At 50.3% G+C, this 26,248-nt stretch carries 19 protein-coding genes; 15 read left to right on the plus strand and 4 right to left on the minus strand.

Annotation, left to right across the window (positions count from 1 at the left end; genetic code table 11):
- Window positions 1-65 precede the first annotated feature (65 nt).
- The 9 genes from IKQ95_00765 (at window position 66) to IKQ95_00805 (ending at window position 15,542) form a co-directional block, all read left to right on the plus strand.
- Window positions 66-6,839, plus strand: a complete 6,774-nt coding sequence (locus IKQ95_00765; protein MBR4195225.1) for a transporter substrate-binding domain-containing protein — start codon at window positions 66-68, stop codon at window positions 6,837-6,839.
- Window positions 6,832-7,917: an amino acid ABC transporter ATP-binding protein gene (locus IKQ95_00770; protein MBR4195226.1), complete on the plus strand. Its 1,086-nt coding sequence runs from the start codon at window positions 6,832-6,834 to the stop codon at window positions 7,915-7,917. Before IKQ95_00765 ends, IKQ95_00770 begins: the two co-directional genes overlap by 8 nt.
- 44 nt (window positions 7,918-7,961) lie before the next feature.
- A complete protein-coding gene (gene dprA, locus IKQ95_00775) occupies window positions 7,962-9,059 on the plus strand; it encodes a DNA-processing protein DprA (GenBank protein MBR4195227.1) in 1,098 nt (365 codons plus the stop codon).
- A 37-nt stretch (window positions 9,060-9,096) separates the two neighbouring features.
- Entirely contained in the window at window positions 9,097-9,501 is a 405-nt protein-coding gene (locus tag IKQ95_00780; GenBank protein MBR4195228.1) for a GtrA family protein, read from the plus strand.
- A complete protein-coding gene (ade, locus tag IKQ95_00785) occupies window positions 9,492-11,219 on the plus strand; it encodes an adenine deaminase (protein ID MBR4195229.1) in 1,728 nt (575 codons plus the stop codon). Before IKQ95_00780 ends, ade begins: the two co-directional genes overlap by 10 nt.
- A gap of 39 nt (window positions 11,220-11,258) precedes the next feature.
- Window positions 11,259-12,563, plus strand: coding sequence for an NCS2 family permease (locus IKQ95_00790; protein ID MBR4195230.1), 1,305 nt, complete (start codon window positions 11,259-11,261; stop codon window positions 12,561-12,563).
- A gap of 201 nt (window positions 12,564-12,764) precedes the next feature.
- On the plus strand, window positions 12,765-12,989 hold the full coding sequence (locus IKQ95_00795) for a hypothetical protein (protein MBR4195231.1): 225 nt from the start codon (window positions 12,765-12,767) through the stop codon (window positions 12,987-12,989).
- Between the two features lie 35 nt (window positions 12,990-13,024).
- Window positions 13,025-13,246: a DUF2922 domain-containing protein gene (locus tag IKQ95_00800; protein MBR4195232.1), complete on the plus strand. Its 222-nt coding sequence runs from the start codon at window positions 13,025-13,027 to the stop codon at window positions 13,244-13,246.
- Between the two features lie 172 nt (window positions 13,247-13,418).
- Complete coding sequence (locus IKQ95_00805; GenBank protein MBR4195233.1) at window positions 13,419-15,542, plus strand: glutamine synthetase III; 2,124 nt, start codon at window positions 13,419-13,421, stop codon at window positions 15,540-15,542.
- A 57-nt stretch (window positions 15,543-15,599) separates the two neighbouring features.
- Here IKQ95_00805 and IKQ95_00810 read toward each other — a convergent pair whose 3' ends face one another.
- The 4 genes from IKQ95_00810 to IKQ95_00825 are packed head-to-tail and all read right to left on the minus strand — an operon-like array spanning window position 15,600 to window position 20,034.
- Window positions 15,600-16,889, minus strand: coding sequence for a cation:proton antiporter (locus IKQ95_00810; protein ID MBR4195234.1), 1,290 nt, complete (start codon window positions 16,887-16,889; stop codon window positions 15,600-15,602).
- Window positions 16,890-16,940: 51 nt separating this feature from the next.
- Window positions 16,941-18,482, minus strand: a complete 1,542-nt coding sequence (locus IKQ95_00815; GenBank protein MBR4195235.1) for a diguanylate cyclase — start codon at window positions 18,480-18,482, stop codon at window positions 16,941-16,943.
- Window positions 18,479-19,354 (minus strand): hypothetical protein, encoded by an 876-nt coding sequence (locus tag IKQ95_00820; protein ID MBR4195236.1) that lies wholly within the window; start codon window positions 19,352-19,354, stop codon window positions 18,479-18,481. The genes IKQ95_00815 and IKQ95_00820 overlap by 4 nt, the downstream gene beginning before the upstream one ends.
- Entirely contained in the window at window positions 19,351-20,034 is a 684-nt protein-coding gene (locus IKQ95_00825; GenBank protein MBR4195237.1) for a precorrin-2 C(20)-methyltransferase, read from the minus strand. The genes IKQ95_00820 and IKQ95_00825 overlap by 4 nt, the downstream gene beginning before the upstream one ends.
- Window positions 20,035-20,210: 176 nt before the next feature.
- Between IKQ95_00825 and tig the strand changes: the two genes are divergently transcribed.
- The 6 genes from tig (at window position 20,211) to rpsB (ending at window position 26,247) form a co-directional block, all read left to right on the plus strand.
- Window positions 20,211-21,593 (plus strand): trigger factor, encoded by a 1,383-nt coding sequence (tig, locus tag IKQ95_00830; GenBank protein ID MBR4195238.1) that lies wholly within the window; start codon window positions 20,211-20,213, stop codon window positions 21,591-21,593.
- A 6-nt stretch (window positions 21,594-21,599) separates the two neighbouring features.
- A complete protein-coding gene (gene clpP, locus IKQ95_00835) occupies window positions 21,600-22,184 on the plus strand; it encodes an ATP-dependent Clp endopeptidase proteolytic subunit ClpP (protein ID MBR4195239.1) in 585 nt (194 codons plus the stop codon).
- A gap of 3 nt (window positions 22,185-22,187) precedes the next feature.
- The gene (gene clpX / locus IKQ95_00840) at window positions 22,188-23,549 is read left to right on the plus strand and encodes an ATP-dependent Clp protease ATP-binding subunit ClpX (GenBank protein ID MBR4195240.1); all 1,362 of its coding nucleotides are present in this window, start codon (window positions 22,188-22,190) and stop codon (window positions 23,547-23,549) included.
- Window positions 23,542-24,168: a YihA family ribosome biogenesis GTP-binding protein gene (locus tag IKQ95_00845; protein ID MBR4195241.1), complete on the plus strand. Its 627-nt coding sequence runs from the start codon at window positions 23,542-23,544 to the stop codon at window positions 24,166-24,168. Before clpX ends, IKQ95_00845 begins: the two co-directional genes overlap by 8 nt.
- A 154-nt stretch (window positions 24,169-24,322) precedes the next feature.
- A complete protein-coding gene (locus IKQ95_00850) occupies window positions 24,323-25,243 on the plus strand; it encodes a GNAT family N-acetyltransferase (GenBank protein MBR4195242.1) in 921 nt (306 codons plus the stop codon).
- A gap of 188 nt (window positions 25,244-25,431) precedes the next feature.
- Window positions 25,432-26,247 (plus strand): 30S ribosomal protein S2, encoded by an 816-nt coding sequence (gene rpsB / locus IKQ95_00855; protein MBR4195243.1) that lies wholly within the window; start codon window positions 25,432-25,434, stop codon window positions 26,245-26,247.
- Window position 26,248: the final 1 nt, after the last annotated feature.

Raw genomic sequence — 26,248 nt, forward strand, 5'->3', positions numbered from 1 at the left:
TGTTCACTTTTTTCCCAGCGTGTATAATATCCGTGTTAATCCCTACACAATGAAAGGTGGTCTCAATGACTGTCCGCAAAATCTTTTCATATCTTCCCGTATTACTGGCAATAATTTTTTTTCTCCCGGAAATATGCTTATGTTCACCCTCCGAAATCACATCAATAACACAGCTCAATGATCCCCGTTACAGAGTCGGCTCTGACTCCGACGGGCCTGTTCTCGAAAGAGCGCGGGAAAATCTGCCGAACGCGCAAATCCTCAAGTACAACGACTTCCTGAGCGAGTATCTTGCGCTTCAGACAGGAAAAATTGACGCTCTCACAGCAAACGAGTCCGAATTTATTTCAGCCATCAAGAACGGACTCGAACATGTCAGAATCCTTCCCGGCTACTTGGGCAGCCCTGTGCCTACTGCCGCGGGGATTTCGGAAGTCTCAGAGATTCCCGGACTCAGGGAGAAATTCAACGCATTCATAGCGGGGCTGAAGGCTGACGGAACATTAGCGGCCATGTACAAACGCTGGGTAGATGACAATAATCATAATATGCCCGCGATTGATGTCCCGGAGAAATCAGATATTCATCTCACTGTCGGCACTACGGGAGTCGTTATGCCGTTCAGTTTCTTCATCAACAGCACGGTTACAGGCTTTGACGTTGAGCTTGGGCGGAGATTTGCGGCTTATATCGGGGCAACGGTTGAGTTCAAGATGTACGGATTCGGAAGCATACTGCAGGCTCTCAAAAGCGGTGCTATTGATATTGCCCTGTCGAATCTCTATGTAACCCAAGAAACTGAAGAGAGCGTTATTTTTTCCGATATAGTTTTCCCGATTAACTGCATTGTAGCTGTTTATGATGACAGAAAAACACCCCTAATCCCTGAGCGTGAGACAGGAAATTTTGAGGCATTCGGGGGAAAACGAATCGGAGTGTTCACAGGCTCAGTACAGCATGACATGGTGAAGAACTCTATACCCGGCGCGGATATTCTGTATTTCGACTCCCTGGCAAACATAATCGGCTCGCTGGTGTCAGGAAAAATTGACGCGGCGGCGGTTGACAAGACTATAGCGGCTGAGGCTGAGAGGACGAACCGCGATTTGACACACATGAATGAAGCTCTCGGAAACTCTTATGCTGCCTTCCTTTTTCCCAAGTCCCCGAAAAATAATCCCCTCGCTGATGAGATTAACGAATATATACGGCGGATAAAGTCTGACGGGACACTTGAGCAGATCAGCGCAATATGGACAGGCACGGACGAAAGCAAAAAGATTATCCCAGATTACAGCAAATTTCCTGACACGAACGGCACAATACGAATCGCCGCCGACAATGAGGCCCCGGTGTTCTCATACATGAAAGACGGAAAACTCACAGGGCATGACATTGATGTTATCGTCCGCTTCTGCCGGGAGAAAGGCTACCGTCCCAACTTCAGCATGATAAATTTCACCGGGGTGATTCCTGCCGTAAACTCCGGGAAATGCGACATGGGCATAGGCGGAATCACAATGACCCCGGAACGCGCCGAGTCCGTGAGATTCTCCGAGCCTGTATGCACCCTGAAGAGCGTCCTGCTCCTGAAATCGCCGGGGCAGACTCAGCCGTCAGCAAAAGCCGAAACATCACGCAGACCGAAATATTCGACTCTCGCCGAGCTTGACGGAAAACCCATCGGAATGCAGCCCGCCGTTTATGAGTGGTCTTCTTTCATAAGGGAGCTTCTGCCTCATTCGCAGGTCATTTTCTACAACACTTTCACCGACATTTTGACGGCTCTGAAAAATCACAAGATTGAAGGCTTCCCTGCTGATGAGCCTGTGTTCAATCTCTTAGCGGCGGAAGATGAGAACATAGCGAAAATTGACGGGGAAATAGACAAGTCATATGACCTTGCTTACGGCTTCCCGAAAAATGACAAGAGCAGAAAATTACGCGACGAAATGAGCGAGTATATCCGAAAGATAAAAGCAAGCGGAGAACTTGACGCAATAATAACGAAATGGGAAGGGGCTGACGAATCCGCCAAGACTCTCCCGGACTATAAAAATTTCCCCGCGCCTAATGGTGTTCTGACTATGGCGACTGAAGGAGAGTACCCCCCATTCAACTACTACAGGGGAAACGAAATCGCCGGATATGAGATTGACATTGCCGCCCGTTTCTGTGAGGCTTACGGCTACGGACTCCGCGTTTCGTCCATGACATGCGACGCGATAATAGCGGCTGTGATTTCCGGGAAATGTGATTTTGCGGCTGACGCTCTGACTCCGTCCGATGAACATCTACAGCAAATATACTTCTCCGAGCCTTACGCTAAAAGCCGCTCCGTAATGGTCTGCCTGAAAGCTGATGACTCACCCGCTCCCGCCCCTGCCGTAACAGGAAGGACAGTGCCGAAATATAAGCACCTCACCGAGCTTAACGGGAAGCCCATCGGAATGCAGCCGGGGATAATCGACTGGGAGGAATGGGCCGCCAAAACTCTCCCCCTCTCGAAAGTACAATACTACAGCACGTACCCCGATTTAGTGTCAGCCCTGAAGACTCACAAGATTGAAGGATTCCTCGTTGACTCTCCCGTTCTTGCTCTCATGGCCGCTGAGGATAACACGCTTGCGTATATTGATGAGCCTGTCGGAAAACCTTTCGGATATTCATTCTTTTACGCGCAGACAGAAGCGGGGAAAAAATTATGTGATGAGATGAGCGAGTATATACGCAAAATTAAGGCAAGCGGTGAACTTGACGCTATCCTCTCGAAATGGCAGGGAGCAGACGAATCCGCAAAAATTCCGCCCGACTTCAAGAGTCTTCCCGCAAAAAACGGAACATTGACATACGCGGCTGAAGGAAGTTATCCGCCGTTCAACTACTACAAAGGGACGAAGTTAGCCGGAATTGATATTGATATTGCTGTAGAATTTTGCCGGGCATACGGTTACGGACTCGACGTTCAGACGATGTTGTTTGACGCTACGATTCCTGCTATCAATTCGGGAAAAGTAGATTTTGCAGGGGACTTCACTCCGTCAGAAGAACACGAAGAAGCCGTGTATTTCTCTGAGACTTATTGCAACGCACGCTCGGTAATGGCCTGCCTGAAAGACGACAGCCCGCAGAAAGTCAGCGAGGCTTATCCATCACTTGCGGGAAAAATTATCGGAGTCCAGACCGGGACAACCTGCGCCGAACTCGTCCCCGAAAAAATTCCGTCAGCAAAATTAGCGTACTATGACTCACTGACTGACGAGCTGACCGCGCTAAAGGCCGGGAAAGTCAGCGCGATATGCTGCTCACTGCCCGCGGCGATTTTTGCGGAGAATGAAGACTCAAGACTCGCCCGCATTAATCCTCCCCTGCGCGAAACATATCTTTATCCGATTTTCTCGCAGACTGACAAAGGCCGGAAACTGTGCGCTGAATATTCCGCTTTCCTCAAAACTTTATGGGACAATGGGACAATTGACGCTCTCAATGAAAAATGGCTCGGCCATGATGACAGCAAAAAGATTACGGACGACTATTCACAGCTCCCTGCGACAAACGGCAGAATCATTATGGCTGTCGACACATCATTAGTGCCTTTCGCTTACGTGAAGGATAACAGGATTGTCGGGTATGATATTGATTTAGCTGTGAGATTCTGCAAGGAAAAAGGTTACGCGCTTGAAGTTCAGAATATGCCGCTGACAGGAGCAATAGCTTCAGTGAAAACAGGAAAGAGCGATTTCACACAGTCATTGAACAAAACGCCCGAACGCGCAGAAAATACCCTCTTCACAGAAACGCCCGCAGTAAAATCCGGCAATGTCCTTCTCACATTCAAAGCCGAATACGAACGCGCAGAGTCATCAGCAATGTACACCGACAAATCACAGCTTGCCGGGAAAAGAATCGGAGCTATGCTCGGCACAATAAATCCTGAAATCGCAAGGGAAAACGTGCCGTCAGCAAATATAGTAGAGTTCAGCAGCATGGCCGCAACGCTTTTCGCACTGAAATCCGGCAATGTTGACGCTATATGCGTTCCTGTTCCTGTCGCAAGATTCATGATGCACGATAATTATGATATTGATTACTGCGGAGAACAGCTCACAAATTACAACATAGGGCCGATATTCCCGAAAACGGAGAAAGGCGAGAAGCTGCGCGGACAGTACACAGATTTCATCAAGCCATTGTGGGACAACGGGACTCTTCACTGGCTTGACGGAAAATGGTTCAGCAGGAACGACAGCGAGCAGGCTGCGGATGACTATTTATCGCTCCCGAATCCCAACGGGACTCTGAGAATGGCCGCTGATTTGTCGGTTATGCCGTTTGCGTTCATGAGGGACGGGAAAATCATGGGCTATGATGTTGAGCTTGCCGGAAGATTCTGCCGGGCTTACGGCTACGGGCTTGAGATTGTGCCGATGCCTTTCGGGGAGATAATACCCGCCCTTGAGTCCGGGGAATGCGATTTTGCCGCCTCATCAATAGCATACACTGAGGAGCGCGCACAGAGCGTATTATTCTCATATCCCAACGGCAGAACAGGAAATGTCTTCCTCGTCATGAAGTCCCCGCGAAAAACCCCGCCCGCATTTTACACTGACTTGTCCCAGTTCAACGGGAAAAGAATCGGAGTCGCTGTAGGCTCCATGAACGGCCAGCTCGCAAAGGAGAAAATCCCAGGCGCGGAAATCGTATACTTCAACTCAAACAGCGATATTCTCCCGGCATTGATAGCAGGAAAAATTGACGCTATATCATGCGGGCATTCAACAGCACTCTTCATGATACGAGAAGGCCATAACGTTACGTATCTTCCTCAGCAGCTCGGAAAAACTCACCGCAAGGCAGCTTTCGCCAACACCGAAAGAGGCCGGAAACTTTGCCGGGAATATTCTGATTTCGTCAAAACTCTGTGGGACAACGGCACAATAGCCGCGCTAGTCTACAAATGGATTGACGGAGAAGACGACTCACAGCGCGTACTTGATGATTATTCCAATCTCCCGCACCCTAACGGCATACTCACAATGGCCGTAGATCCGTCCGTAACTCCCTACGTTTACACGAAAGGCAAAAGAATCTTGGGCTACGAAATTGATATAGCCGTGAGATTCTGCAAGGCAAAAGGCTACGGGCTGAAGGTTGAAGCGATGAGTCATAACGGGGTGTTAGGGTCGCTTGAGACGGGAAAATGTGATTTCTCATACGGCATTGAATACACCGATGAACGGGACAAGAGCCTGTTATTGTCCGAGACTCCCAACACAGAAAGCTCAAACGTTATTGTCGTCATGAAGCCTTCAGCCGTGATTCCTTCCGTGAATATGAAGCTGTCAGATTTCGTCGGAAAGAAAATCGGAGTCGTTACAGGCACGAACAACGCAATAATCGTGAAGGAGAAAATACCCTCCGCGATTCTCGCCTACTATGAGTCGCCCGCTGATATTCTCATGGCTCTAAAGCAGGGGAAAATTGACGCTCTGTCATGCGGTCTTGCTACGTCCGTTTTCGTGATTAATGAGAATGACGGCCTCGCGAGAGTCTCAGAGCCTTTGCAGAAAAATTATCACTCTGCCGCGTTCGTCTCGTCAGACAAAGGGCGGGATCTCCGCAGTGAATACGGCGAATTTCTCCGGGAGTTACGGGACAGCGGTACAATCAAGAGACTTTATGACAAGTGGATAATGAACAATGACGAATACACAAAGGGCGAGGATTATTCACATCTTCCGTCAGAAAAAGGGACTCTGAAAATGGCCGCTGACCCTGCAATGATTCCGTTCGTTTACGTCAGGAACAATAAGATTATCGGTTATGACATTGATATAGCTGTGATGTTCTGCCGTGCGAAAGGCTACGGACTTGAAGTTGTACCTATGTCGCATTCCGGTGTGCTTGGTGCTGTAGCGTCCGGGAAGTGTGATTTTTCTTACGCGATGGAATACACAGCCGAGCGCGCAAAGTCCGTGCTTTTCTCGGAAGTCCCGAATGTCGAGGCCGATAACGTTCTCGTTGTCCTCAAGCCGTCAGCAAAAACACCGCCTCCCCCGGTGCAGGCCGTACACACGGAAAATAACGCGCCTGATGAGCCGTCATTCTGGGACGATGTTGCGTCAAGTTTCAGGAAGACCTTTATCCGCGAGGACAGATGGAAGCTCTTTGCCGAGGGGATAATGAACACGATGATAATCACGGTGTCGTCAATATTCTGCGGAATGCTGCTTGGATTCGCGGCGTTCATGTTCTGCCGTACAGGGAGCATAACCGCCAACATCATCACAAAATTTTCTGTGTGGCTCATAAAGGGGACTCCGATTGTCGTACTGCTCATGATTTTGTACTACATCATTTTCGGCAGCGTCAACATAAGCGGAATCGTAGTAGCAATTATCGCGTTCACTCTGACATTCGGGACATCGGTCTACAGAATGCTTACTTTCGGGACGGGTGCGGTTGACAGGGGACAGACTGAAGCGGCCTATGCACTTGGCTTTACGGACATGCAGACATTCTTCACGGTGATACTTCCTCAAGCGGCACTACATTTCATGCCATCGTTCAAAGAAGAAGTAACAATGCTCATAAAGTCGACATCAGTTGTGGGATACATAGCGGTGCAGGATTTGACGAAAATGGGCGACATAGTGAGAAGCCGCACCTATGAAGCATTCTTCCCCCTGATAGCTGTTGCGGTGATATATTTCGTCCTTGCGGGAATGCTGAATATCATCGTCAACATTATTCATGTCAGAATAACGCCCTCAAAGAGGAAGCCCGGAGACATTCTGCGGGGAATAGACACGTTAAAGGAAGGTGAAAATCATGATTAGGCTTGAGCATGTGAGGAAGGCTTACCCGAATGTTACGCCGCTTTCTGATGTGAACGCCGAGATTAAAGCCGGGGATGTAATTTCGGTGATAGGGCCTTCAGGAACGGGGAAATCCACGCTTCTGCGGTGCATAAATATGCTTGAGCGTCCTGACGGCGGAAAGATATATTTCGGGGACGAGGAAATCACGAGTCCAAAGTGCAACATCTACAAGATACGTCAGAAAATGGGAATGGTATTCCAGCGGTTTAACTTGTTCGGGAATCTGACTGTCATCGAAAATATAATGCTCGCCCCCGTGAGGCTCAAAGGAGAGTCGCGGCAGTCAGCGTACGAAAACGGCATGAGGCTTTTGCGGCAGGTCGGACTCCCGGAAAAGTATCTGAATTACCCCGATGAATTATCCGGCGGACAGAAGCAGCGAATCGCCATAGCCCGCGCCCTTGCCATGAACCCTGATGTGATTCTCCTCGATGAGCCTACGAGCGCGCTTGATCCCACGATGGTCGGAGAGGTGCAAGCCGTTATCCGGGAATTAGCGCGTTCAGGAAAAACGATGATGATTGTTACGCATGAGATGAATTTTGCCAGGGCGATATGCAGCAGGGTGTTCTATCTTGACGAGGGCGAAATATACGAGGAAGGGACTCCCGCTGAGATTTTCACGTCCCCGAAACGCGAAAAGACACGCAGATTCATACGGCACCTTCATGTTACGGAGTTCAGGGTGAAAGATGGAATGTTTGATTTTCCGGGTGCAGTGTCGGCAATTGATACGTTCTGCCAGAAAAATATGATCGGCGGAAAGCAGGCAATGAAACTTCAGCTCGTCTTTGAGGAATTAATGCAGGGGATATTGATACCCGTACCCGGAGTCAGGAACATTCACGCGGCAATAGAGCATTCAGAGGAGAGCGGAGAAATTCTGCTTGAGGTGAGATATGACGGGGCTTTGATGAGTCCTGCTGAGGGCGACGCGGTGTCATATTCTCTGGTGAAGGCTGAAGCGTCCGACATTCAGCACACGGCGGAAGAGGCAGACGGCTTCACGAACAGGGTCAGGATATTGATACAGTAGGCAGTAAAGCACCCCGGCAGACATACAAGGGAGGCGTTTTTTTTGTGGACGATATGACAAAGGCGGCCATGCTCATGAACGCTGTGAGAGTCCCGGACAGAATTTTTACGCGCTTATGCTCGGACTATGACCCGGCGGAATTGTGGCATTCCCGCTCATTATGGCAGGAGCTTGGACTCACCGACAGAATGATGGAGCGTCTTGCGGAATATCTTTCGTCAGGATGGGCAGAAAGTGAAGACGACAGACTCTATACTCACGGCGCGAAATTCATCACCTCAAAGAGCATTGATTACCCTGTGAGACTGTCGGAGCTGAAGAATCCCCCTGTAGGACTCTACGTCAAAGGAGGCGTGAATCTCTCGCTGCCCTCTGTCGCAATTGTAGGAACCCGGAAATGCTCGGCCTATGCGGAAAATGTCGCGGCGAATCTCGGCAGGGCATTGGCACGGGCGGGAATAATCACCGTTAGCGGGGGCGCAAGGGGAATCGATTCGGCAGGCCACCGCGGGACTCTCGCTGAGAACGGAATTACGGTTGTGATTTTCGGGACGGGACTCGACAAGACATATCCGGCGGAGAACAGAGACATGTTTTCACGCATACTTGAGCGGGGCGCGTGGGTCAGCGAGTATCCTTTCGGCACTGACGGAAACTCATGGAGATTCCCGGAAAGGGACAGGCTAATAGCGGCAATTTCAGCGCACATAGTCATAGCCGAATCACCTCAGGACGGCGGAGCAATGCACACAGCACACGAGGCTCTGAACCTGAAGCGCGATGTATGGTCAATACCCGGAAGAATCACGGACGAGACCAGCGCGGGAACAAACATGCTAATGCGCGAGGGAGCCGGGATTTTCGTCAGCATTCCCGACTTTATCAGCACAATAACGGCAGGGCGGGAGCTTTCCATTGATTTCGGCGGTGATGATGATACTTCAGAGAATACAGCGGAGTCCGGCCAGCTTTCAGACAATGAGAAAATAATATACTCACTCCTTCAGAGACAGGGCGGAATAACTAGCGATGAAATAATTTCGGTTACGGGGCTTGATTTCATGACGGTGAACATGGCACTGATGACTCTACAGTCCTGCGGGCTTGTTGCCGACAATGCCGGGCGTTTTTCCGCAACATGATATGATTCGCGAAATCACACGCAAAGGGGAAAATAGTTTGTTCCAATCCGTAAAACAGCTCGCGCTTTATGGGATATTCGGAGTCCTTACGACTGCCATCGACATTTTCGCATATTGGGCGGTCTCACGCTATGCAGGCTTGGGTATAGCCCCTTCAGCCGCGGTAGCCTGGGTAATCGCTGTATCGTTCGCTTACTGGTCAAACCGTAATTTTGTCTTCACCGCTAAGACTCATACATTGGCCGGAATGTTCCGCGAGGCTTCAGAGTTTTTCATGTGCAGAATAGCTACAGGAGTCTTTGAGGTCTCATTCATGTATATTTTTGCTGACGTTCTGAAATTCGATGACGTTATCACAAAAGCCGTATCAAATATAATAGCGATAATGCTTAACTTCATAGCAAGCAGATACTTCATATTCAGGGAGGAAAAATCATCATGAACAGACTCGCCGCCGCCGCAAGAGGGGACATCCCCGCCGACATAGTGATACATAATGCACGTATCGCAAACATTTTCACGCAGGAATACGAGTCCGCCGACATCGCAATATATTCCGGGAAAATCGCGGGCATAGGTCATAATTATTCCGGCCATGTGAAATTTGACGCAGAGGGAAGAGCCGTTATTCCCGGAATGATTGACGGACATATTCACATCGAGGACACAATGATGACCCCGCCGGCATTCGCGCAGACAGCCGCGCTTCACGGCACATCTACAGTAATGGCTGACCCTCACGAAATCTCGAACGCTCTCGGAATGTCGGGGCTTGAGTACATGTTCAGGGCCTCTCAGGGACTCCCGGTAGATATATTCTACGGTGCGCCTTCATGCGTTCCTGCCTCAGAGTTTGAGACACCCTACGAGGAGTTAGACATGGCCGCAGTGAAATCAATGTTTGACCGGAATATGACTCAGCATTTAGGGGAGATGATGAATTACCCCGCTGTTATCGCGGGCGACTCTGAAGCCTGGGGCAAAATCATGGCCGCGGGGAATGTTCCGCTGACGGGACACGCTCCGGGGGTTACGGGCAAGGCGTTATGCGCGTACATGTCATCCGGGATTGATTCGGATCATGAATGCACGACGCTTGACGAGGCGCGGGAAAAACTTTCGCGGGGAATGTGGCTGATGATTCGCGAGGGTGCATCATTTCTTGACCTGAAAACGTTATTGCCGCTGGTGAAAGAAAATCCCCTCAACGCCGCCCGCTGTATGGCCGTAAGCGATGACATAACAGCGCGTTACCTTCTTGAGCGCGGACACATGGACGAGAAAATGAGAATCATGATAGGCGAGGGGCTGAATCCATTTGTCGCCCTGAGAATGGTTACGCTGTCCCCCGCCGAGTATTTCCGCCTTCATGACAGAGGGATAATAGCTCCGGGAAAAATCGCGGATTTCGCGGTTCTTGACGCTGAGGAAATGACTCCTGATTTCAGGATTCATTCTGTCTGGAAAAACGGACGGCAGGCAGTCAGGGATGATGATGTATTCTCGGTGAGTGAGTCTGAGCATTTAGCCCCGGCGATTCGCGTGAAGGTTACGAAAGTCCCGACAGCCGAGCAGATTCGCGTTAAAGCTGAAGGGCGCGCAATTAACGTTATCGGCGTAACAGAAGGCACAGTGATAACGCGGACGCTGACTCTTCCCGCCAAAATAGAGGGCTGGTACGCAGTCGCAGACCCTGAGAATGACATCGCAAAAATCGTAGTGCTTGAACGCCACCGGGACACAGGGCGGTTTTCTGTCGGTTTCGTGAAGGGACTCGGCATTAAGCGCGGTGCTGTCGGCTCATCAGTCGCACATGACGCGCATAATTTCGTTGTGGCTGGTGCTGATGATGTGAGCATTGCCGCGGCTCTGCGGACTCTTGCTGACATGGGCGGGGGGCTTTCTGTTACGGACGGCGAAACGGTCAAGGCATCTTTCGCGCTCCCTATCGGCGGACTCATGAGCTACCTGCGCCCGGAGGAAGTCTCCCGGAATCTTGCTGACATGGAGAATGCCGCGTGTGATTTGGGCGTGAGAATCGCTCATCCGTTCATGGCACTGTCATTCCTGTGTTTGAGCGTCATACCTGAGCTGAGAATAACGGATCAGGGATATACAGACATAACACGCGGGGGAAGGCAGAAAATTTTTGTGAGATAATATAGCCTCAATATTCCAACAGGAGTGTGAATTACAGACATGTCATTATTCAGGATACGCGAGAGCGGAAGCACATTCATTACAGAAGTCCTTGCGGGAATAACCACATTCGTAACAATGTCGTATATCATATTCGTGAACCCCGGAATCCTCAGCAGCACGGGAATGGATTTCGACGCACTCGTTGTTGTAACCTGCCTTGCGTCGGCACTGGGTACATTCTGCATGGCAGTATTCGCCAACTACCCTATAGCCCTCGCTCCGGGAATGGGATTAAACGCATTTTTCGCGTTCGGCGTTGTCCTCAACATGAAAATCAACGGTGCGCCCGTAACATGGCAGATGGCTCTTGCGGCGGTGTTTATCGAGGGAGCAATTTTCGCGGTGCTGACACTGACCTCAATTCGCGAGCAGATAATGAACTCCATACCCAAATCCCTCAAGATAGGAATCTCCGCCGGAATAGGACTCTTCATTGCGTTCATTGGCCTACAGTCAGCCGGAATAATCGTCAAGAATGACGCAACATTAGTCGGACTCGGACATTTGAGCGAGAATATGCCCATGGTGCTGTCTCTACTCGGCCTGCTGATTATGGCGGTGCTTACGGCGTGGAACGTGAAAGGCGCACTCCTCATCGGGATAATTGCTGTTACTGGAATCGCCGCGGCAATGGGACTCGTTGAGCTGCCCAACGAATTTGTGTCAGAGCCTCCGTCAATAATGCCTCTTGTGGGACAGCTTGATTTCTCCCTCATAAAGTCCCCTGAGTTCTGGGTTGTCGTGTTCACATTTTTCTTTGTTGACTTCTTTGACACTCTCGGAACTCTCGTAGGAGTCTGCAACCGCTCCGGGCTTCTTGACGAGAACGGAAACCTTCCGCGGGCAAAAGGTGCGCTGATGGCTGATGCAGTCGCGACAATGGCGGGCGCGGCTATGGGTACGTCAACCGTAACAAGCTACGTTGAGTCATCATCAGGAGTCGCCCAAGGCGGCCGGACAGGATTAACCGCAATTGTAACAGCCCTGCTTTTTGTCGCTGCGATATTCTTCACGCCGCTTGTGAAGATCGTCCCCGGCTACGCTACAGCCCCCGCGCTGATTATCGTAGGCGTGTACATGATGATGAGTCTGCGAGACCTGAATTTTGACGACTGGACAGAATTAATCCCGTCAATCGTGGGATTCTTCATGATGCCTTTCGCGTATAGCATTGCTACGGGAATCGAGTTCGCCATAGTCCTTTACGTCGCAATAAAACTGCTGACAGGAAAAATGAAGGATATATCATTCCTGATGGTCGCACTTTCTGCCCTGTTCATAGCAAAAGAATTACTCGTATAACACAGCATTACAGCATATAAGGCCGTCCGTGAAACATGCGGGCGGTTTTTTTGTTGCCTGAAATCTGAGCGGTGATAAAGGCTTTATGATTGATTTTATTTTTATGCTTGACATAAATCATTTATGCTGTATAATTCTCACTGTCGAACGCGGGAGACAAAAACGGCAAAGAAAACGACAAAGAAAGGAGGAGACCGAAATATGGCGACAACGACACTGAAAAAAGTCAGCGTGAATATCAAGCTCGACAACGGAATCGACACTGAGGGAAGAGCAAGAACAGTCAGCATTTCACTGGGAACACTCAGCAAGGACAATTTTGACGCTGACAAGGCATTAGCGGTAGTAGCGGCGTTAGAACCGTGCCTCAGCAAGACAGTAAGCACGGTGGAGAAGACCGAAACCAGCACGATAGCGGCGGCGTAGGCGGACAGGGTATATCATGAAAGGAGGTGAGAAATATGGCGGCAGGAACAAAATTAGTCTGCACATTCGGGACAAACGGCGACAAGACAGCTTCATTAACATTCAATTACGCGAAATCGGGCGCGACACTGGCCAGCGTGAAAGCCCTGATGACAGCGATAATAGTAAACGGCGCAATCTACGAGAATGTGCCGCTGACAGCAAAGAGCGCAAAGACCGTAACGACCAGCGAGAACGTCTACGACCTCAGCGCATAAGCAGAGACCCATAACAGAATCTCCCGGAGGAATTATACTCCCGGGGGATTTTTTCTGCATGTTTGATTTTCCGCAAAAATTGACACATTAACATTCATAAGCTAGAATATTCCGCCGTCAAGCAAAATTCATACACGAAATTACCGCTTAAACATGAAGGGAGTACTGCATAATGCCGGAAAAAGAGTACAAGACGGTGCATGAGATATTCGGCTCAATGCTATTTGACAGGCGCGTGATGAGGGAAAAGCTCAATCCTGATATTTTCGCGCAGGTCATTGACGCTATGGAGGGCCGCCAGCACTTATCCGCAGAGGCCGCAGACATTGTAGCAAACGCTATGAAAGACTGGGCAATCGCCAAAGGCGCGACTCACTGGTCTCACTGGTTCCAGCCTCAGACAGAATTAACCGCCGAGAAGCATTTAGCCTTCACCGTTTCTGACACGGACGGAAATCCTATCGAGACATTCAGGGGGCATAACCTCTCACAGGGTGAGCCGGACGCGTCATCGTTCCCCTCAGCCGGGACGCGCTCAACGTTCGAGGCTCGCGGCTATTCCGCGTGGGACATTTCGAGTCCTGCGTTCATCGTGAAGACTCCCAAGGGCGGGACTCTCTTCATTCCGTCTGTATTTCTCTCGTTTGACGGAACGCCGTTAGACCTGAAAACGCCGTTATTGCGCGCTCTTGACGCTGTGGAGGGCAGAGCGTTCAAACTTCTGCGGACACTGGGACAGAGGGGAATACGCTACGTGAAAATGACAGTCGGGGCGGAGCAGGAGTATTTCCTTCTTGACAGACCGCGGGCGCAGCTGAGGCCGGATATACGTTTCTGCGGAAGGACGTTAATCGGCGCACAGCCTGCGAAAGATCAGAAGTTAGACCATCACTATATGGGCGCGATTCATGGCCGTGTACTGCGCTACATGGAGGACGTAGAGAGGGATTTAGCCCGGCTCGGCGTTTCCGTCATGACACGGCACAATGAGGTTGCCCGGTGTCAGTTTGAGTTCGCACACCTTTATTCAGACGCTAACAGAGCCTGCGACCAGAATCAAATCTTGATGGAAACTATGAGGAAATTAGCCCGTCAGCATGAATTGCGCTTATTGTTCCATGAGAAGCCTTTTGCGGGCATGAACGGAAGCGGAAAGCACACGAACATTTCGCTTGTCGACAGCGAGGGGCGCAACCTCCTCAAGCCGTCAAACTCTCACCGTCGGAATGTAGTCTTTCTTGCGTTCCTGTCGGCTGTAGTGCTGGGAGTGTCGAAATTCCACAGCTTATTGCAGGCTTCAGTCGCCACAGCCGGAAATCTCTTCAGGCTCGGCGGACATGAGGCACCCCCGTCAATCATAAGCGTGTATCTCGGCTCCGCCCTCACGGACTTAATACGCAGGCTCGATAATGCTGATGTCTCACTGCCGGAAAAAGGAGTCATGGATCTGGGACTGGCGAAACTTCCTGACATTATCCCGTTCGACTCAGACAGGAACAGGACGAGTCCCGTAGCGTTTACGGGCGACAAATTCGAGTTCCGCGCCCCCGGTGCAAGCCAGAGCATAGCACTTCCCGTTACGATGTTCGCGTCTCTCTGGGCATGGGGAATAGACCAGGTTACGGCCATGACGGAGGCACGAATCGCAGAGGGAAAAGATCCCATTGACGCGGTACTTGAGGCGGCAAAAGAAGCGTTCAGGATGGGCGGAAATGTCCTGTTTGAGGGCGACGCATATTCGGCGGAATGGCAGAGCGAGGCCAGGCAGCGCGGACTTGTTGAGGCTGAGACTATGCCCGACAGAATAGACTTGTTCATGAAGCCGGAGAACAAAGAGATGTTAGAGTCTCTCGGAGTTTACCGGGCGCATGAGCTTGAGAATCTACGGGCGGTGAGGATGGAAAGTTTTGCCACAGGGCTTGAGGTTGAAGCGGCTGTGCTTTATGACATGCTGTGGGAAGGAGTTTTGCCGGCAATCTCAAAGCAGCTCACGTTAGAGCGCGAGTCAATGCTGTATTTCGAGAATGTCGATTTCGGCGACATGACCCCGTGGCGCGATTATGTCGGCGGACTCGGACGGGCGAAAAATGCGCTCATCCGGGACGCGAATCACCTGTACGAGCTGAAAGGCCGACTCGCCGGAATGAATGCCCGCGAGCGTTCTGACTTCCTCACAGGGACAATCATTCCCCTTATGGATGAGATACGCGCAAAATGCGACATGGCCGAGCTGACTATAGCGGCTGACATTTGGCCGTACCCGATTTACAGGAATCTTCTTTCACTGTCGGCGTAAGAAAAATATTCCCCCCTTGTCGAAAATGGCTGGGGGGATTTTTTTTGACTTTTGACTCTATTTCTTCTGGAATCTCGCCCGGTTCACATGCTCCGGCTGTTTCTGCTCAATCTCGCCCGCCGCCGTCAATGCCATTCTCGTCAGCATAGGCCCGGCAATCTCATACACTAACACGCTGAACAGGACTATATTCCGAATCAGCCCGCCGATCTCACCGCCGAGACTCTGCGCCGATACCACCATTCCGAGAGCAACTCCAGCCTGCGGGAATAAAGTTATGCCGAGATACTTTTTCACATTCTCAGAACATTTCATCATCGTAGAGCTTAAACGCGCACCGTAATATTTCCCCGCGCACCTCACGAGGATATACACCATTCCCACGAGCATCACCCCGCTGTCAGCAAGAACAGAAAGCTCAAGCCTCGCCCCGGAAAGCACAAAGAACACCGCGTAAAGAGGTGCCGACCATCTCTGTGAACGCGCCATTATGTCCCCGGAATATTCGCACATGTTGCAGAAAACTGTTCCCAGCGTCATGCACACAAGCAGGGACGAGAAAGCTATTCTCACCTGCCCTATGTACATTTCCCGCGATGATAGGGCTATCGTCATAAGCACAAATGATATTGTCATGGATAACCTGTTGGAATTGGAGAAGAACAATTTTTCCAGCATGGTAAGAACATATCCCATCAATGAGCCGAGAACGACAGAGCATATTATTTCAACAATGGGATTTATTACGACTGAGACGAGATTCAATGCCCCGCCCGTCATGGCCTGCGCGATTCCTATAGAGACGGCGAAAATCACAAGCCCCGCAGCGTCATCAAGCGCGACAATCGGAAGTAGCAAATCCGTTACAGGGCCTTTTGCCTTGAACTGTCTGACTACCATCAGGGTCGCCGCAGGAGCAGTGGCAGACGCAATAGCCCCTAAAGTTACAGCCGCAGGAAGCGGGAGAACGTCCGCGCCAAGTTTCACGCTCAGGAGGATTAATGCCCCGTCAACAAAAACTGTCGCCGCAACAGCCTGAAATATTCCGATGAAGAGTGCTGACTTTCCCATTTCTTTGAGGCTTGCCGCACGAAATTCGCTGCCGATGTCGAACGCGATAAATCCCAGCGCAATGCTTGAAAGTATATTGACTGATGATAATTCTGACGGTGAGCCGAAACCGATACCGAATTTTCCGAGCGCGTAAGGCCCGACAATAACCCCCGCTACAAGGAACGCTGTAACATCCGGGAACATTATTCCCCTTCTGCCGACCGTGTATTTGAATACGCGTGTCATGAGAAGCCCGGCTGACAATGCAAAAGCGGTGCTGAGTAGTAATGTCAAAAGAATGATGCCTCTTTCCGTGAATTGTTGTTACAGTCGCGGATTATAGCACTATTCCTGAGACTGAGACTCCTGCCCTGCCTCCTTTGTCGTGATTTCTGCCGGCTGAGTTTCGCGGGGCTTTGCGATGTCTCCGGGCTTGTCGTCAATCAGCGGCCTTATTGCGCGGTATATATGGCTGTTCTTCCTTGTCCCCCGGCATAATTTCTGCAGTGCGTGATTGACTTCCATTTTCGTCTTGCAGTGCCGGATTATTCCCGCTATCTGAGGGGCAAGCTGCATTTCCCCGGTGAGTATTGAGACTTTATGCGCCAGTGAGTTTTGAGCGAAAAGACCCCGGCCGGAGATGTCCGAAATTATTTCGACGGTAATCCCTTTGTCCTTCCAGAACGGAATCAGGCTTGAATATCCGCTGTCCCTTGAGACAATGTAATACTTGCAGTTTTTCCCGGCGTTTTCCGTGATGATTACCCCTAAATATGACGAGAGCTGAAAATCTAGTGCGTTCTTGTTTCCGGCTTCGGCGTGCTGGTATTTTATTTCGGCTTTGGACTCCATCATCCCAAAATTTAGCCCTGATGTAACATTGCTTGCATTACGGCTGTAGAATATGCAAACGGTGCTGTCTGCGTCAAGTTTGTGAATCCCGTCAAGCCCAGCCGAGTGTACATTCTCAAAGTCAACAAGATAATACTTCCTGCCCTCCGTATCACTCTCATCATTATTGCGTTCCTCAAGTGAAGGATTGTAGACCTTGCAGCAGGCGCGCCCGGACTTTTTCGCCTCGTACAGTGCCATGTCGCTTTCGTGAATAAGCTGGTCGATAGATTTCCCGTCCCCGTGAGTCTTCTGCGAGATACCTGCGCTGACGGACAAAGCCCGCATAGTTTTTGTGCCTGCGTAATATTCCATCAATCCGGCCATGAAGGTGCTGACTTTCTCCGCAACGTCTGAGATTTCACGCATTCCCAGCAATACAATCATGAACTCGTCCCCGCCCATTCGAGCGCAGAAGCCGTCCGAGAATTTCTGCTGCATCATTTCCGCTGTGGCCGCCAATGCCCTGTCGCCCGCCTGATGCCCGTAGGTGTCATTCACTTTCTTGAAGTTGTCGAGGTCTAAATATATGCACGTAACATTCTGCTCGTCCTGATTCCGGCGTATATATTCCTGTAGATACCATCTTGTAGCAAGCCCCGTAAGATAATCCTGCCTCGCCATTTCGAGAATGCGTTTCTGATGTTCTGTTTCCTCAGACGTTGTGAGCTGTTCAAGTGCTATCCGCTCCAATAATTTCGCGTAATGGAATCTCAGCAGGGAGGGTGTCATCGGCTCAGGCCACAAATCATAGAGAGTGCCGAGTGTCTCAGGCGTGAGCGAATCATGACTCTTGCTGCATAGTATATATTTCGCGCCGCTAATGATTTTTCCGGGAAGCCTCCTGAGTATGAAGACATTGACCGCATGAGGGGTTATGCGCGTTCCTGTCTCAAGCGCAAAAACACGGCAGCTTATCCCCGGAGGAGAGGCGACAGATTCGAGAATGCCCGCGATATTCTTTCCTGCAACATATATATTTATGGAGTTGTTCATGACGATAATAATAAAGCTAATCCGGCAAAAAGCAAATTTATCATGATTAACGGAAGTATTGTAGCAATATTCATCAGCAATAATTTTACGGCTGTTGAGCGCGGAAAAAGTCCGAAATAATATCCCGCGTCCTGACGCAATACCCGCGTAACAGTCCCAAGCCCTGACCCTAATACCAGCGCGAACACTCCCTGACTGACGCTCAGAGTCCCGGCCTCTATTGACCCGCCCGCAAGAGCCAGCGCACCCCGAACATGTCCCAGACTCGCCGCCGCCACAGTCCACCCCGAAAGCGGCAATAATCCCCCCGCAAAGGCTCCCCGCAGGAATCCTTCAGCATATGGCACTACGCTATACGCAATCCCGAACATGACCCACGCCGCCGGAAGAGTCCGCAGAAAATTCCGCCACACTCCGCCGCCGTATGTCTTCCCGGAAATTTCGCGCTGTGATGATGATTCGCACCCCTCACGCCCTGCCATGGACATCGCGAACATGAAGCGCATTATGCTCCGAATTATGAGAGAGACGGCGAAAATTCCCCCGGCGAGTCCGGCCATGCTCACGGACAATGCGAAAGTCGCAGGCCATCGCCGCAGGTATGACGGTAGCGGGAGCATGAGTGCCGACCATACCGCACAGCGTTCAGAGATTTCACCGCGTGAGAGTGCTGACGAGAGGACAGCCGCCCCGGCCTTTGACGATCCCGCGCTAACCGCCACAGCCATAGCCGTAACTGCAGGAATATTCCGGGGAATAATGCGTTTCATGAGGATTTCGGGCAGTCTCAGACGTATGATGATTTCAGCGATAATCAGGCCGAGAAATATATCAGCCGTAAGCAGAATTTCACCCTTCAGAAGCCCGCTCATCTGTGCAGAAGTATCACCGACAAATATTCATCAATATCATCAAGTGCCGCTAATCCCTCGTGTATCCTCTCGCGCTCAGGATTCCCAGCATGGTCAACACGTATTACTGTCCCGAAATTTTCGCCCGCAATGAGGGCGCGTATGTCGTGAATTGCTGACGGCTTATAGATTGCTATTGAGTCTGAATGACGGATTGCCGCGCTGATTTTTTCGGGTGAAGCTGTGCCGGGTATTATGGCTAGTATTTCGTCGGACATGGCCAGGAATCTTTTGGCGCACGAGGCCGCGAGAGAATGAGCCGAAATTCCCGGGACAAATTTCACTCTGACCGTCATAAACTCCCTCAATGCGTCAAGAAAGTATGCCCCTGTCGAATATAATACCGAGTCTCCGATTACGGGGAAAAATATCCTCCTGCCCTCTAAATTTTCCTTCATGGACTCGGCTTGCTGACGTATGATTTTGTCGCGGCGACTCTCGTCTTTCGTCATGGGAAAATATACCGGGGTTATGATTCTTTCCGGGAAATGATGAGACATAATCCCCTCGGCGATTCCGGGGATTTCCCTGCGCGAACGCGGAGCGATAATCACATCGGAGATTTCAGCCTCGCGGAGTGCCTCAAGCGTAACAAGCTCAGGATTCCCCGGACCGACTCCGGCTATAGTCAGGTTTGTCATAATGACAGAAATAATATCATACGGCGTTTATATCATTCGGGCTGTCCCCTCTCACAAGCGCGGCGGTTCACACTTTGAGGGCTTTTTGTGGTAGAATTTCGCGTAATTACGCCCTGCTTTAGTGGTTCAGGGCAATCTTACATTTCACAATTCACAGAAGGAGTCCTGATTTCACAATGAGAACAGAATTGCTGGGGCAGGAGAAAAATATCGTCAGAATCAAAGCCGAAATAGAAGCCGCCGATTTCACCAAAGCACTCAACAAGACAATCGCAGAATTATCACAGCAGGGAAATTTTCCCGGCTTCAGGAAAGGACACGCACCCCGCAGGATAGTCGAAATGCGTTTCGGGCGCGAGGCACTCTACAATGAGGCAATCGAGAAACTTATGGGCGGGGAATTACAGCAGATTGTAACCGACTACGAGCTTGATTTAATCGATACACCGACTCTCAATGTAACCGAGAAAATCGAGGAAGGAAAGCCCGTTGTCTGTGAGCTTACATTCGAGGTCAAGCCGGAAGTTACCCTGCCGGAAATTGACGGGATGGAAATCGAGAAAGTTGTTACTGAAGTCGGAGATGCTGAAGTTGACCAGCTCGCCAAAAGAATCCGCGTACAGCTCGCCGACATCAAAGAGGCTGACAGAGCCATTCAGGACGGCGATTTAGTCGACATGGATTTGACGATAAGAGTCCTCAATCCCGACGGCACAGAAGCGCAAGAGCAGCCCAAGCCCGTAACAACCCGCGAGAAAATCAACCTTGCAGACGAGACCGTGCGGAAAGAAGTGCGCGAGGCTCTCATCGGGAAAACGAAAGGCGAGGAAGTTACAGCGGTGTTTGACGTTGAGGAAGGACACGCGGACAGAGCATTAGCGGGGAAACATGTCAGCTACAAAATGAAGGTTGACACAGTTTCAGAATACATTTTGCCGGAAGTGAACGAGGAATTTTACCGCAATGTTTTCGGGCAGGACACTGACATAAAGGACGAGGCCGCATACCGCGAAAGGCTCAGGCAGGACATAATCGGCGAGGTTACGCAGGAAAATCAGTCCGACCTTATGAACCGCGCTATAGACCTCATCGCGTCAAAGTCAGCCGTAGAATTGCCCGACAAATTCATAGCCCGGCAGATAGTCTCTATGAGGCAGGAAGACGCAAACTGGGCGCAGTCGAACGGGATAGACCTTAATACGGCGTTCGGGATTGGGACGGAGGAAGGCCGCAAAGGGTATGAGGCTCTCCTCAAATCACGCGCAGAGACAGCAGTGAAGACAGCCCTTGTCATCGAGGAATTAGCCAAGAAGTATGACATCCACATAGAGCAGGAAGACTTAGAGGCCGAATTTGCCCGCCGTGCTGAACAGCTCCATGTGTCAAAAGGATTCGTGGCAAAATATTTCTACGAGAACAAGAATCAGCTTGACCGACTCACGGATCAAATGAGATGGGACAAGACAGCGGAAGCAGCACTCTCACACATGGCCGTGAAGGAAGTCAAAGAACTCTCAAAGCCTGAAGAGAAAACAGAGAGTCAGAATCAGGGAGAATAAATCCTCATGGCGTACTATATACCTTACGTAATCGAGCAGACCGGGCGCGGTGAAAGAAGCTATGACATCTATAGCCGTCTGCTGAAGGACAGAATAATATTCCTCGGCTCAGAAATTGTAGATGACGTAGCAAATTCCATTGTCGCGCAGATGCTCTTTCTTGAGAGTGAAGACCCCGACAAGGACATAAACATTTACATCAACAGCCCCGGCGGAAGCGTTACGGCAGGGCTTGCGATTTATGACACAATGCAGTACATAAAGCCGCAGGTGTCAACAATTTGCGTTGGACTCGCCGCAAGCATGGCAGCAATACTCCTCGCAGGAGGCGCAAAGGGGAAACGTCTCGCGCTCCCGAATGCTGAAGTGATGATACATCAGCCCCTAGGAGGCGCAAGAGGCCAGGCCAGCGACATAGAGATTCAGGCAAAGAACATCATCAAGACAAAAGAGCGCATGAATCGTATATTAGCGTCCCACACAGGCCAGGACTACGAGACAATAGCCCGCGACACTGACCGCGACAACTACATGACAGCGGACGAGGCGTTAGCGTATGGCCTTGTCGACAAAATAATAGAGGCAAGATAGACGATGCCAGGCAAAAAGAATCCCCCGGAGGAAGAACGCTGCTCTTTCTGCGGAAAACCGCGCTCAATGGTTGATGACCTTTTCGAGGGGCCGGGCGGAAATGTCAGAATCTGCGACCAGTGCATAGCCGTCTGCAATATCATGATGGCAGGAAAGCCGCGGCAGAATATGCCCGTTCAGCAGGATTATCACGACCCTGACCCCCTCGCCAATCTCAACAGCATTCTCATGGAGAACCCCGGAGCGACTCCGCCAGCGTCAGCCGGAAAAACTCAGTCCGCCAAAATTCCTCCCGCCCCGATAAAGCCCCGTGAGTTAAGCGAGTATTTAGACCAGTATGTTATCGGGCAGTCCCGTGCGAAAAAAGTCGTGTCTGTCGCCGTCTACAATCATTATCAGCGTGTACGGAATAATCTTGACCAGAAAAACGCGGATGTAGAGCTTCAGAAAAGCAACGTGTTACTTCTAGGCCCGACAGGCTCAGGGAAGACTCTTATAGCTCAGACTTTGGCGAGGAAGCTCAATGTTCCGTTTGCCATTGCTGACGCTACTACATTGACGGAAGCGGGCTATGTCGGCGAGGATGTCGAGAATATTTTGGTGAGGCTGCTGCAGGCGGCTGACTATGATTTGAAGGCTGCCGAACGCGGAATAATATATCTTGACGAGATCGACAAAATTTCGCGAAAGTCCGAGTCAACGTCAATAACACGCGATGTTTCAGGCGAGGGGGTACAGCAGGCACTACTGAAGATTCTTGAGGGGACAATCTCCAACATTCCCCCGAAAGGAGGACGCAAGCACCCTCATCAGGACTTCATACAGATTAACACGGAAAATATACTGTTCATTTGCGGGGGGGCGTTTGACGGATTAGAGCCTATAGTCGCAAGAAGAGAGCTGCAAAAGTCGATGGGATTCGGCGGAGAATTGGCGCGGAAATCGGGAGGCTATGAGATTCTCAGCAAGACAGAGCCGGAAGACCTCGTAACATACGGATTTATCCCGGAGCTTGTCGGGCGTATTCCCGTAATCGTCAGCCTAGAGGAATTAGACCGGGAAGCGTTCATACGAATATTGCAGGAGCCGAAAAATTCCCTCGTCAAGCAGTACACGAAAATTTTTGAGATGGACGGAGTGAGGCTCACATTCACGCCGGAAGCCCTAGAGAGAGTCGCTGAATTGGCCGTGAAACGCAAGACGGGCGCGAGGGGTCTGCGCTCAATAATGGAGAACATGATGCTTGATATTGAGTTTGAGCTTCCGTCAATCCCTGACGCGGAGAAATCCGGCCGGAAATTAATCATCACTCCTGAATACGTCAACAATCCTGTTACCCCGCTGAAAGAATTATTGCATGACTGAGAAATTAATCACAAAAGCCCGGCTTGAGGCGACATGCTTCACACCGGGCCAGCTCATTCCCGGAGATAATAACATTCCCGAAATAGCGATAGCAGGACGCTCAAATGTGGGAAAATCCTCGCTCATCAATGCGCTTTTAGGGACTCGCCTCGCGAAAACAGGACAGACTCCCGGAAAGACTCGCAGCATAAACTTTTACCGGGCAGAGACTCCCGCAGGGACTCTGAGGATTGCCGACCTTCCCGGCTACGGTTACGCGAAAAGGAGCAAGGACGAGCGCGAATTATGGCGGCGGCTTGTCGGGGCGTATATGTCCGGGCGTGAATCCCTGCGGCTTGTGTGTCATCTCGTCGATTTCCGACATGGCCTGCTGAAGAATGACAGGGAGCTTCAGGAGTGGATACGGGCTGAGGGGAGAAATATTCTCGTAGTCTTCACGAAGGGCGACAAGATTTCGCGGGGAAAATGGCGGTCAACACGGGAAAGCTATATACGTGATGGAATGTACTCGTATGATGTTCCCGTCATAACGTCAGCCGAAAAACGGGAAGGCATTGACGCGCTGGCGGAGTCTCTCGTGAAGTTCGTGAAAAATTATGATACAATCTCGGAAAAATAAGCAGAAAGGAGCTTGACAATTTCCAAAATGGCGGCCATAACCAAGCCACGAGCCATGCATAACTATTACCGTTGAGAATGACAAATCACACCTTGTTGAACCCAATCTGATATACAACCGCTTTGACCTGTGGACGGAATGCGACCCCGAATTGATGAGCCGTCCTTACAGTTGGAGTGATTACTGTCTCAGGGACGGGACATGTGAGACTCTTCACGCCAAATGCGGGGATGATGATTACTATTTCGAGGTTCTGTACAACGCTGATAATGCAAAGCTGGGAATATGGCTGAGTAATATTCCGCGCACAGTTCTTCTTGAGGCGGTGAAATTCATATTCAGGACTCACAGCGAGGTCAGGCGAATAGGTTACAGGTACAGCCGGGTGCCTCTCGGAGTGTATACGAGGACTAATCATTTCAGGATAGAATTGCCGGGAACGCAGGACGAAATATTAGCAAGGATGTCCAAGCATGAACGCAAAAAACTGAATAACCGTCAAAGAAGGCTGAATGAAGCAGGAAATATAACCCTTCACGACTACAAAGCAGACTGTAATAATCCTGATTCAGTCGATGCAGTTAATAAATTTTTTGAGTTCAAGAAAATCACCCACGGCAAAAATTACAATCTCACACCCAAAGAGTATATACAGGTCTACCAAGTCTCAGATATTTACGCACTCCGCTGTGACGGGGAAATTATAGCGGTGAAGCTCTCGTGCAAACAATGCCCGATAGTCGGCGGTGAAAATACAAGTTACAGCATAGACTACGCAAAATTTTATCTTGGTATCATTATGCAGTACACTTTATTATCAGAGCTTACCAAGAAAGGAAAGGCAGAACTTTATCTCGGCGACTCAAGCTATACGGGTCAGCGGACATACAAACAGCATTTCAATAGCATAGAGGAGACAGCCTACAACGGAATAATATACAGGAGCTTCACGGAGCACATCAGGCGCAAAGCCGCTCACGCCTTCAGGATGTTCATAAAGGCACTCCTTCCTTGGAAACTTGTAGCCGTCATAAGGTCAGTAAAGCGCGGCACAAAGTTAAAATACAGCCTGTAAAATATTGTCGGCCTTCTCAGAAATGGGAGGGCTGATTTTTTTTGCCCGGAAAACTTTTGCAGTCCCTTGTGATATACTAACCATGCTTTAATCTCACACGCTCAATTTATCGTAAAGGTGTCATATGATTGTTCATGTGATTTATTTTTGAGCGCAAGATTTCAACCTTTAGGAGGTATTTATACTTTATGGCAGTAGCAAGCATGAAGCAGTTGCTCGAATGCGGAGTCCATTTCGGACATCAGACACGCCGCTGGAATCCCAAAATGAAACCCTACATTTTCACAGAACGCAACGGAGTCTACATCATCGACCTTCAGAAGACCGTCAAAGGACTCGACCGCGCTTATGATTTCATCCGCGAGACAGCCGCGGCGGGCGGGCATGTTCTTTTTGTCGGCACAAAGAGACAGGCTCAGGACACAATCCGCGATGAGGCGACAAGGTGCGGGCAGTACTACATCAATCAGAGATGGCTCGGCGGACTCATGACGAACTTCCCGACAATCAGGCGCAGGATTTCACGTATGCTTGAACTCAGGAAATACGATGAGGAAGGGACATGGGAAGAGTTCAACAAGAAAGAAATCGCCGCGCTCAGGAAAGAGCAGCTCAAACTTGAGAAATATCTCGGCGGTATCGCTAACATGGCCGCAGTTCCTGACGCAATATTCCTCATTGACCCCCGCAGAGAAGAAAACGCAATCGCAGAAGCACGCAAACTTCATATCCCGGTCGTGTCAATCGTCGATACCAACTGCGACCCCGAAATGATAGACTACCCGATTCCCGGCAACGATGACGCAATCCGCGCAATCAAGCTCATCACCGGCCTTATGGCAAACGCCGTAATCGAGGGCAGGCAGGGCGAGGACGCTGTGATTATCCCCGTTCAGGAACTCAGCGAGCCGGAAGCAATCAGCAACGAGGAGCTTATAGCCGCAAGCGAGAGGCTCTACGAGAAATACGAAGGCAACATTGACGACGAAACTAGAGAGGATTAAT

Source organism: Synergistaceae bacterium, assembly GCA_017540085.1.
Taxonomy (GTDB): domain Bacteria; phylum Synergistota; class Synergistia; order Synergistales; family Aminobacteriaceae; genus JAFUXM01.